This is a genomic window from Actinomyces sp. oral taxon 849 str. F0330 (genome assembly GCF_000239715.1).
In the GTDB taxonomy this organism is placed as follows: domain Bacteria; phylum Actinomycetota; class Actinomycetes; order Actinomycetales; family Actinomycetaceae; genus Actinomyces; species Actinomyces johnsonii.
In genome coordinates this window covers 1-10,089 of sequence record NZ_JH470351.1, presented here as the reverse complement: position 1 = coordinate 10,089, position 10,089 = coordinate 1, and the positions used below count along the sequence as shown (strand labels likewise).

Annotated in this window: 8 protein-coding genes and 1 pseudogene; 3 read left to right on the top strand and 6 right to left on the bottom strand. The window is 69.9% G+C overall.

Annotated elements, in window-relative coordinates; translation table 11 throughout:
• The 6 genes and pseudogenes from HMPREF0975_RS05815 to HMPREF0975_RS05790 form a co-directional block, all read right to left on the bottom strand.
• Positions 1 to 613: pseudogene (locus HMPREF0975_RS05815) on the bottom strand (A/G-specific adenine glycosylase); the annotation flags it as partial.
• Positions 614 to 750: 137 nt separating this feature from the next.
• Positions 751 to 1,587 (bottom strand): hypothetical protein, encoded by an 837-nt coding sequence (locus tag HMPREF0975_RS05810; protein ID WP_232212473.1) that lies wholly within the window; start codon positions 1,585 to 1,587, stop codon positions 751 to 753.
• A gap of 169 nt (positions 1,588 to 1,756) precedes the next feature.
• Positions 1,757 to 2,623 (bottom strand): hypothetical protein, encoded by an 867-nt coding sequence (locus HMPREF0975_RS05805; protein ID WP_009233215.1) that lies wholly within the window; start codon positions 2,621 to 2,623, stop codon positions 1,757 to 1,759.
• A 121-nt stretch (positions 2,624 to 2,744) separates the two neighbouring features.
• Positions 2,745 to 3,230, bottom strand: a complete 486-nt coding sequence (locus tag HMPREF0975_RS05800) for a hypothetical protein (protein ID WP_009233214.1) — start codon at positions 3,228 to 3,230, stop codon at positions 2,745 to 2,747.
• Between the two features lie 108 nt (positions 3,231 to 3,338).
• On the bottom strand, positions 3,339 to 3,971 hold the full coding sequence (locus HMPREF0975_RS05795; protein WP_049939517.1) for an amino-acid N-acetyltransferase: 633 nt from the start codon (positions 3,969 to 3,971) through the stop codon (positions 3,339 to 3,341).
• Between the two features lie 126 nt (positions 3,972 to 4,097).
• Positions 4,098 to 5,231 (bottom strand): sugar-binding transcriptional regulator, encoded by a 1,134-nt coding sequence (locus HMPREF0975_RS05790; protein ID WP_009233212.1) that lies wholly within the window; start codon positions 5,229 to 5,231, stop codon positions 4,098 to 4,100.
• 406 nt (positions 5,232 to 5,637) lie between these two features.
• Between HMPREF0975_RS05790 and HMPREF0975_RS05785 the strand changes: the two genes are divergently transcribed.
• The 3 genes from HMPREF0975_RS05785 to glpK all read left to right on the top strand — a co-directional run bounded on the left by HMPREF0975_RS05785 (position 5,638) and on the right by glpK (position 10,003).
• Complete coding sequence (locus HMPREF0975_RS05785) at positions 5,638 to 7,458, top strand: glycerol-3-phosphate dehydrogenase/oxidase (RefSeq protein WP_083840736.1); 1,821 nt, start codon at positions 5,638 to 5,640, stop codon at positions 7,456 to 7,458.
• Positions 7,459 to 7,632: 174 nt separating this feature from the next.
• Complete coding sequence (locus HMPREF0975_RS05780; protein ID WP_009233210.1) at positions 7,633 to 8,373, top strand: MIP/aquaporin family protein; 741 nt, start codon at positions 7,633 to 7,635, stop codon at positions 8,371 to 8,373.
• A 64-nt stretch (positions 8,374 to 8,437) separates the two neighbouring features.
• Positions 8,438 to 10,003: a glycerol kinase GlpK gene (glpK, locus tag HMPREF0975_RS05775; protein WP_009233209.1), complete on the top strand. Its 1,566-nt coding sequence runs from the start codon at positions 8,438 to 8,440 to the stop codon at positions 10,001 to 10,003.
• The last annotated feature ends 86 nt before the right edge of the window (positions 10,004 to 10,089 follow it).

Genomic DNA, 10,089 nt, shown 5'->3' with positions numbered 1-10,089 from the left:
GCGCCCGCTCGCGCTCGGCCCGATTGAGGCCGGGGGCGGGCAGGGCCTGGCCGCCGACGGCGCGCGCCAGGACCCGCCTGACATTCGTATCCAGCGCGAGGGCGCGGCGGCCGTGCGCGAAGGCGAGAACGGCGCCAGCCGTGTACTCCCCCACCCCAGGCAGGGCCAGGAGGGCATCCGGGTCGTCGGGCAGGACAGAGTCGTGTCGCTCGACGATGCTACGGGCGCACTCGATGAGGCGCAGGGCCCGGCGCGGGTAGCCGAGGCGTCCCCAGACCCGCAGTACCTCGGCGGTGGGCGCCTGGGCGAGTTCGACGGGTCCGGGCCAGCGCCGCATCCACTCCTGCCAGGCGGGGATGACGCGTGCCACCGGGGTCTGCTGGCTCATGACCTCCGAGACGAGGACCTCCCACGGTGTGGTTCCGGGGCGGCGCCACGGTAGGTCGCGGGCATGGGCGTCGTACCAGGCGATGACGGCCTGCGCCGAGGGCTCATCCGGATCGGCAGGCACCAGCGCGGCTGCGGGCACGAGGTGCACGGGCGGCGCCGAGGATCCCTGCGATACCGACGCTGCAGCGGCGATCATGTCATGAGAGGCGGGGCGGGCAGGCACGGTGCACACCGTAGCGGCAACGGCTTAACCAAGGCTGCTCGCCCCATCGCTCCGGGCTGTCAGAGTCCTCGCATTCCTCGCGGTCGTACCGTAGGCCTCCAGGTCGTGCCCTTTACCCTACGACCCCGAGGCTTAACCTACGATCGCACGGGCGCGCCCGTCTCCTGGGTGTAACCGCGGGCCACGGCCCAGGCCCAGATGCGGTCCAGTTCGGCATTTCCCCGGCGCTCCATCGTGGACCTCAGCAGGCCTCGACGAGTCAGTCCCGGCAACCAGACGGCTCGTCCCCGAGGGACCCTGACATAGGCCTTGGCGCTCATGCTCACGCCTGCAGCGTCCCCGGCATCCCCGGCGAGGAAGGCCAAGACTATGAGGACGAGTCCCAGGAAAATCACTAGCAGCGGGGGTGCGCTGGGGCGCTTGACGAATAGGTCGCTACGGGATCGGGGCCAGGGGATGTCGCGCCGGAAGCCGAGGACTCGCGTGTGGATGCCGGTGGCGTCGAACTCGGTCCGCATGGACGTCATCACCAGAACAAACACCAGGAGCAGCAGCCCGGTGATGAGCAGGGCGAAGCCGAAGGCAGCATCGTCCCGGTCGCCAATGATCGTCTTGAGTCCGAACGTCAGGAGCAGCAGCCCGGTGCCGCCGCACAGAACGAATACGATCCAGCCGGACCCGGTCGCGGCGGTACGGCGGACCAGCCTGTCGGTCGCCGGCACTGCGGATGCTCCCCCGAGAGGATGCACCGACGGCGTGGTCGCTCGGGCCCCGGGGATTCCCCGGGACACAGCGACGGGAACGGATGCCGGGGGTGCCGATGGCTGCTGGTAGTTCGGTCGGCCGTCGTTCGATCGACCATCGCCAGCCTGGCCGCACCCGGCCAGGCCGTACTGACCGGGCACACCCTGAGGATCGGCCCCACCGTAGGAAATGGGCCGGCCGTAGGGGGCGCCAGTCGGTGGCTGCGTCATGGGAACCTCTTCATCAAGGCGGTCCGACACCAGATCGCGGGCAGTGGGAATGCCAGGAGCATAATCCACACCGACCGTGACCACACCGCCTCCGAAGGGCCAGTCCTCCCCATGGACCGGGAACGCTGGAGGAGGCTGCACATTCCCGACGTCCGTGCTCCGCCCCGAATCAGGGGCGGCTCAGCCCCTGTCGACGCTCCTGACGCTCCCGGAGCCCCTGCTGGATGCCGAGAACGCCGCTCAGCTCGACGTACTCCCCCGTCTCCTGGGTGTATCCGCGTGCCACGGCCCAGGCCCAGATGCGGTCCAGCTCGGCGGCGCCCTTGCGCTCCAGCGCCTCGCCGCTGATACCGGACCAGGTCAGACCGGTCAGGGGGACGGCCTTGCCGTCGTTGTCGACGACGTGCGCCTCGGCATGACGGATCTGGGGCTTGCCAGCGGCGGCACTCAGGGCCGCCGGCGCACCGGAGACCTTGACGAACAGGCCCGTGCGCGACCGGGGCCAGGGGATGTCACGGCTCCTGCCACCGGCCCCCACGTGAATGCCGGTGGCGTCGAGCACCGTGCGCACCGACATGAGGACAAGGATGCCGAGCAGCAGGAACAACCCGAGGAGCAGCAGGACGGCGAACGCAGTGAGCGTGCCCTCATCACCGAGATGGATCAGGTTCCAGACCGCTCCGGCCAGGCACACCAGCCCGAAGCCGCCACCGACGAGGAACTGGACGCGGCTGGCGGTCGTCGCCGTGGGTTTGAGCACGATCTTGTCCTGCTCGACTGGGATCGGACCGAGCTGGGAGGGCTGATAGTCGGGCGGAGGGACCGCCCCCGCCGGCTGCGGAGCGCCCGCAGCGCCATAGGCCGGATGACCGGCGCCGGGCTGACCGTACTGGGGCTGAGAACCGGGCTGCTGGCCGTGCTGGGCCTGAAGACCGGGTTGACCGTACTGGCCGGGTTGGGTGGGGACGCCGTACTGGCCAGGTTGGACGGGCTGGAACGGCTGACCGTAGGGACCGTTGACCGGTGGCTGGCTCATGAGCACTTTCCTCAAGGATTCTTCGGATACACGGGACCTGGCGGGACCTGGTCAGGCTACCGCGACAGCTCCACTGCAGCCCCAGGCAGAACTCCCCATCATCCTTAACAGCCCTTGACGGCTACCTGCCGCGGGCGAGGCGGCGCAACACCCGGACCCGCGGGGACCACGTTGCAGGACGGATAACCGTGCCCGTGGTCTCGCGTTCGGCGTTGTCGAAGAGGTCCTCGATGACGGCATCGTGCAAAGGCTCGACCGCAGCCGGGAACATGACCCTCATGGCCCCGCTAGTGCGCCCGATGAGGACGTGCCGAATGCGGGAGCGCTCATCGTCCAGGGCGTCCAGGCCCAGCTCGTGGGCGCCGATGATCCCCGTGCGCGGGTGGAAGGTGAACCGCACCCGCCGACCAGGCTCGTACTCGCTCACGTAGTAGTAGATGCCGTCATGCCCTCCATCGGCCCCCAGCGCCAGGGGCCGGTCCAGGACCATCGGCGGCCAGCTCCGCGAGGGCCAGAGGCGATCGCCCTTCTGCCCAAGCCCGTCGAGCAGGACGCCCAGGGGCTCGAGCGGGGCGTTGATGACGCGTTCGTGAACGTTGCGGATCATGGGTTCCTCCATGGTTGCCGGTTGCTGTCGGGAAGGATCACACCCGATGCCGTGGAGCGCCGTGGTGCTCCGAGCCCAGTCGCTCTCGGCCCACTCGGTCCGGCCAGCTCACAACTGCAGGAGCATGCGGGCGTTGCCCAGGGTGTTGGGTTTGACCCGGGCCAGGTCGAGGAACGCGGCCAGGCCGTCGTCGTGAGAGCACAGCATCTCGGAGAAGACGTCCGCGCCCACCGGGGTGCCCTCGATCGGCTCGAAACCGTGGGAGCCGAAGAAGGGCTCCTCGAAGGTCAGGCAGAACACCCGTTTGAGTCCCATCTCCCGGGCCTGCGCAATGAGCTCGCGCAGAATGGCCGAGCCGAGACCGGTCCCCACGGCGTCGGGGTGGACGGCCAGGGTGCGCACCTCGGCGAGGTCGTCCCACATGACGTGCAACGCCCCGCAGCCCACGATCCTGGGCGCGGCCGAGGCCTCCCCGTCTTCTCCTCCGCCATGCCCGACGACGCCGGGGATCTCCTCGGCGACGATGAACTCCTGAATGTCCTCGAAGTAGGAGATGAGGTCCTTGGAGACCAGGACACGGCGCTCGGCATAGGGACGCACCAGCTCTGCGATGGCGCGCACATCCGCCGGGCGCGCCGGCCGCAGGACCCGCCGTGAGCCGTCGACCCCGTAGACCTCGACCCGGCGCGTCGCCCGGCCGGCGGTCAGGTGTTCATCTGTCATGACAGCAGTGCTGCTCATCGTAGTCCGTATTCAGTAGGGCTCAGTTCTGGCCTCTCGACCCGCGAGCCGGCGCTCCACCGGCGACGTCGGGGCCGTGAGCAGACCGCAGCGCGATCCGGGCCAACATCCTGCCACGTTCACGGCTCATCGAGAACCGCCTCCCGCCTGGCCTCGGGCCTCGGCGAGCTCCAGGACGGCACGGGCAGTGGCGTCGTCGACGACGAGATCGGTGGCGGTGTGGGCCCGCAGCGCAGCCAGGAGGGCCCGGGCCTTGCCGGTCCCGGCGGCCACGCACAGGCGGCGCGGGATACGGGCGAGCTGGGCGGGGGTCGGGCCGGTGGCCCGGGCATTGAGGGCGACATCGCGCCAGGAGCCGTCGGCCCTCAGCAGCACGGTGCACACGTCCCCCACCACCTCCTGACGGCGCAGAACGGCCTGGTCCCGGGCGGTGAGGTGACCGCCCTCGTAGACCTGCGAGGGCAGGGCCCCGTTGAGGGCGTCGAGGGCGCCGACGCCGAAGACGGCCAGGCTCGCCCGGCGCGTCACCGCCAAGACCCGTTCAACCGAGCGCTCCGACCACATGGCCTCACGCGTGGCAACGTGGTCGAAGAAGGCCGGCACCGGGAAGGAGATCGTGCGGGCCCCCAGCGAGGCGCGCAGATGCGAGAGCACCTCGCCGGCGCTAGGCCCCTCGCGCATCGGGTCCGAAGCGCCGTTGAGCTGAACGACAGTCAGTCCCGGGATCGGACGCGAGGGCAGGGCCGCGCTGACCTCGGACATGGTGGTGCCCCAGGCGACGCCGACGACGACGCCTCCACCGCCCCCGCCCTGGACCCTGCTCTCCCGGTCTGTGCCCTCCCCCGGGGCGTCACGACCGCCCGATCCGCCGGGGTCGGCCAGCGCCTCGATGAGGTCGACCATGTGCGCGGCGGCGACGGAGGCGACCTGCTGAAGACGATGAATCTCCGTGGTGCCCTCGCGCACCGGGACGATGTGCGTGCGCACCCCGAACACCCGAGCCATCCGTCCCTCCAGGGAGCCGGCGCCGCCAGGCTGGACGAGGGTGACCCGCACGATGCCCTCCCGACGGGCCCGTGCCAGGAGCCGGGAGACGGTGGAGCGCGAGACCCGCAGGTGATGGGCGATCACCTCCATGGTTTCGCCCTGGACGTAGTACATAGAGGCCGCCTCGTAGGCGCGCACAAGCCCTCCGGGGTCGGCGGCGCTCCCGGAGGCGTCGACGGCGTTCACGGCTCCGGAGGTGCCTTCACCGGTCACGTCCGCCTCCTCTCACCATCGCGGTGCCGTTGCGCACTGCGGCAGGACATGATTTTCGTCCCATACGACATCAAATACCCCCTGCAACGAAGGACGTCCATGCAGGTAAACGGACAATCTTGTGGAAGCCCCCAAACCTGTGTGCACGTTCGTGCACCTACCTTGCGCATTCTCCCACAGATGGGGAGAGTAGTGACAAGCGCCACGACGGAGCGCCGCGAGTGCGGCAGCGGGGCTCATCAGGCTCCGGCACCGAATCCCGCCATCCGGCACTCGCTCCGCCCCGTCGCCCGCCGCCCCGGTCAACGCCGATCGGGGCCCGCGGGCCGCGCCGACCCTCGCAGACAGCACAGACCCGCACAGACCTCAATCAGCCGATCTCACGACACGTAGGAGCCCAGGAGCCATAACCTCCACCCGCACCCCCTCCTCGAAGAAGACCTCCGCCCGCAGCTCCGGCCCCTCGGGGCCCACGGGCCCCTCCTACCCCGAGCCCACGCACGACACGGCTCTCAACGCCGCGCAGCGCAAGCGCGCCCTGGAGGAGATGTCGTCATCCGAGGGCCTGGACGTGCTCGTCGTCGGCGGAGGCGTCACCGGCGCAGGCATCGCCCTGGACGCCGCGGCCCGCGGTCTGCGCACCGGAATCGTGGAGATGGGCGACTGGGCCTCGGGAACCTCCTCGTGGTCCTCCAAACTCGTCCACGGCGGCCTGCGCTACCTCTACCAGCTCAACTTCGCCCTCGTGCACGAGGCCCTCACCGAGCGCGGCCGCCTGCTGAGCACCACCGCGCCGCACTTGGTCAAGGCCCAGCCCTTCCTGTGGCCGCTCAAGCACCACTACGAGCGCTCCTACTCCGCCGTCGGCGTGGGCATGTACGACGCCCTCGCCCTGGCCGGCGCCCGCGGCCGCAAGACCGTGCCGATCCAGCGCCACCTGGGCCGTAAGGGCACCTCCGCCCTCGCCCCGTCACTGGACACCAGCGGCCTGGCCGGCTCCATCCGCTTCTTCGACGCCCGCGTCGACGACGCCCGCCTGGTCATCGACCTGGTGCGCACCGCCGTCGGCCTGGGGGCGCTGGCCGCCAATCGCACCAAGGTCACCGGCTTCATCACCGACGAGCGCGGCCACGTCCACGGCGCCCGCGTCACCGATCTGGCCACCGGCACCGCACACGAGATCCGCGCCAAGCGCACCATCAACGCCGCCGGCGTGTGGACCGAGGAGGTCCAGGACCTGGCCACCGACGCCGGGGGCCTGAAGGTCCTGGCCTCCAAGGGCATTCACATCGTGGTCCCCAAGGAGGCCATCGACGCCGAGACCGGGGTCTTCCTGCGCACCGAGAAGTCCGTCCTGTTCATCATCCCCTGGCCCGAGTACTGGGTCATCGGCACCACCGACACCCCCTGGGACTTGGACGTCTCCAAACCCGTGGCCACCGCCGCCGACGTCGACTACATCCTCGAGCACGCCAACTCCGTCCTGTCCCACCCCATCACGCGCGCGGACATCATCGGCGTCTACGCGGGACTGCGTCCCCTGCTCCAGCCCAAGCTCAAACCGGGCGCGGAGGCCGCCTCCACGAAGGTCTCCCGCGAGCACACGGTCACCAGGGTCGCCCCGGGGCTGACCGCCATCGCTGGCGGAAAGCTGACCACCTACCGGGTCATGGCCTCCGACGCCGTCGACCACGCCCTGGGCGAGGCCCTGTCCCACGCCCACCCCTGCGTCACGCAGGAGCTGCCCCTGGTGGGCGCTGCGGGCTACCACGCCCTGGCCAGGCGGGCCGGGCGGATCGCCGGCGAGCGCGGCTGGACGCTGGAGCGGGTCGCCCATCTGCTGGACCGCTACGGCGACGAGACCCCGGCGCTGCTGGCCTCCATCGACGACGCCGACGCAGCCGATCCCGAGAAGCGCCTGGGCGAGCCCCTGGCGGAGGCCCCCACCTACCTGCGCGCCGAGGTCGCCTGGGCCGTCACCCACGAGGGTGCCGAGAGCCTCGACGACGTCCTGCTGCGCCGGGTGCGCCTGGACATGTCACGCAGAGACCGGGGCCTGGCGGCCGCCGACGAGATCCTGGAGATCATGGCGCCGCTGCTGGGCTGGTCGAAGAAGGACGTCGCCGCCCAGAAGGAGGCCTACGCTCAGCGCGTGGCCCAGATCGCCGCGGCTGAGTCCGAGCTGACCGATGCCGCCGCGGTGGCGCACATCGCCGAGCCCATCTAGGCTCCTGCCGGCCGAGCGGCACTGGGTGCCGGTCCGCTCGGCTAGACGACTTTCCGTGCTGCCCGCTGTTCCCGGCGGCGGCGGGCAGCACGTTAATTCCATTACCCATCGAGAACCCGGACTACGCCGGTGCCGTCCGGACCCGCACAACGTCGTGCAGAAAGAGAGCCGCACATGTCTGCGAGCCTGACCCAGATCTTCGCCTCGGAGGCCTTTGGGACCTTCCTCCTCATCCTCCTGGGCTGCGGCGTCGTCGCAGGTGTCGCCCTGCCCACCTCCAAGGCCAAGGACGGCGGCTGGATCGTCATCACCATGGCCTGGGGCCTGGCGGTCTTCGTGGGCGTCTACGCCGCCTACAAGACCGGCGCTCACCTCAATCCGGCCGTCACCATCGGCCTGGCGGTGGCAGGACGGGACCTGGCCGAGGGGATCCCCGCCTCGGCAACCAATATTGTGGTCTACTTCGCCGCCCAGATGGTGGGCGCCATCCTGGGCGCCACCGCCGTGTGGCTGACCTACAAGAAGCAGTTCGACCAGAAGGCCGACGCCGCCGCCAAGCTCGGCGTCTTCGCCACCGGCCCGGCGGTGCGCTCCTACGGTTGGAACGTCGTGACCGAGGCCGTGGGCACCTTCGTCCTGCTGGCCTGGATCATCGCCTCGGGCAAGACGCCCTCCGGGCTTGGCCCGCTGGCCGTGGCCCTGGTCATCGTCGTCATCGGCCTGAGCCTGGGCGGCCCCACCGGCTACGCCATCAACCCGGCCCGCGACCTGGGGCCGCGCATCGCCCACGCCTTCCTGCCCATTCCGGGCAAGGGCGGCTCGGACTGGGTCTACTCCTGGGTCCCGGTCGTCGGCCCGATCATCGGCGCCGTCGCCGCAGGGCTCATCGTCCCCCACATCGCCGGCCTGTTCTGAACCCGGGCCCCTCTATACACCACCGACCACCACGCCCCTCACAACGCAGTGAAAGGACAATTCCTTGAGCCCCAACAGCACAGCAGACAGCGCTGAGAAGAAGTACGTCCTGGCCATCGACCAGGGGACGACCTCCTCACGCGCCATCCTGTTCAACCACGACGGGGAGATCGTCGCCGTCGATCAGAAGGAGCACGAGCAGATCTTCCCGCGCGCCGGCTGGGTCGAGCACAACGCAGTCGAGATCTGGGACAATATCCGCGCCGTCGTCGGCGGCGTACTCGCTAAGGCGCAGATCAACCGCCACGAGATCGCCTCGGTGGGCATCACCAACCAGCGCGAGAGCGCCGTCGTGTGGGACAAGAACACCGGCGAGCCCGTCTACAACGTCATCGTCTGGCAGGACACCCGCACCCAGAAGATCTGTGACCGTCTGGCCGGGGACGCCGGCCCGGACAAGTACAAGGACCGCGTGGGCTTGGGGCTGGCCACCTACTTCGCCGGCCCCAAGGTCGCCTGGGTTTTGGAGAACGTCGAGGGAGCCCGTGAGCGCGCCGAGGCCGGCGATCTCCTCATGGGCACCATGGACACCTGGACGCTGTGGAACCTCACCGGCGGGATCAACGGCGGCGTGCACGCCACCGACGTCACCAACGCCTCGCGCACGATGCTCATGAACATCGACACCCTGGACTGGAACCCGGAGATCTGCGCGGACATGGGCATCCCCATGTCCATGCTCCCCGAGATCCGTCCTTCCTCGGGGATGTTCGGCTACGGCCGCAAGAACGGCCTGCTGGTGGACACCCCCATCACCGGCATCCTCGGTGACCAGCAGGCGGCCACCTTCGGCCAGGCCTGCTTCGAGAAGGGCCAGGCCAAGAACACCTACGGCACGGGCTGCTTCATGCTCATGAACACCGGCACCACCCCGGTGCGCAGCGAGAACGGGCTGCTGACCACCGTGTGCTACCAGATCGGGGAGGAGCCGGCCGTCTACGCCCTGGAGGGCTCGATCGCCGTGGCGGGCTCCCTGGTGCAGTGGCTGCGCGACAACCTGGGGATCATCACCGATTCCAAGGAGATCGAGGCACTGGCCGCCAGTGTCGAGGACAACGGCGGGGCCTACTTCGTGCCGGCCTTCTCCGGCCTGTTCGCCCCGCACTGGCGTCCCGACGCCCGTGGCGCCTTGGTGGGCCTGACCCGCTACGTCAACAAGGCCCACATCGCCCGGGCCGTGGAGGAGTCGACCGCCTACCAGACCCGCGAGGTCCTCGAAGCCATGAACCGGGATGCCGCAGCCTCGGGGTCCACGGGCGCGGCCCTGACCGAGCTCAAGGTCGACGGCGGCATGACCCGCGACGAACTGCTCATGCAGTTCCAGGCCGATCAGGTGGGAGTGCCGGTCGTGCGCCCGAAGGTCGCCGAGACGACGGCGCTGGGGGCCGCCTACGCCTCCGGCATCGCGGTGGGATTCTGGTCGGGCACCCAGGACGTCATCGACAACTGGGCAGAGGACAAGCACTGGGAGCCCGCCATGGAGGAGGCCGAGCGCGAGCGGCTCTTCCGCAACTGGAACAAGGCCGTCCAGCGCACCCTGGACTGGGTCGACGACGACGTCATCGAGTAGCCGGCGCGGTCGGGCGGCAGTCGTCCGGCTCCGTCTCGGCAGGCGCTAAGACGCGTCCTCCTCCCACATGTAGCGCCCCCGGCGCC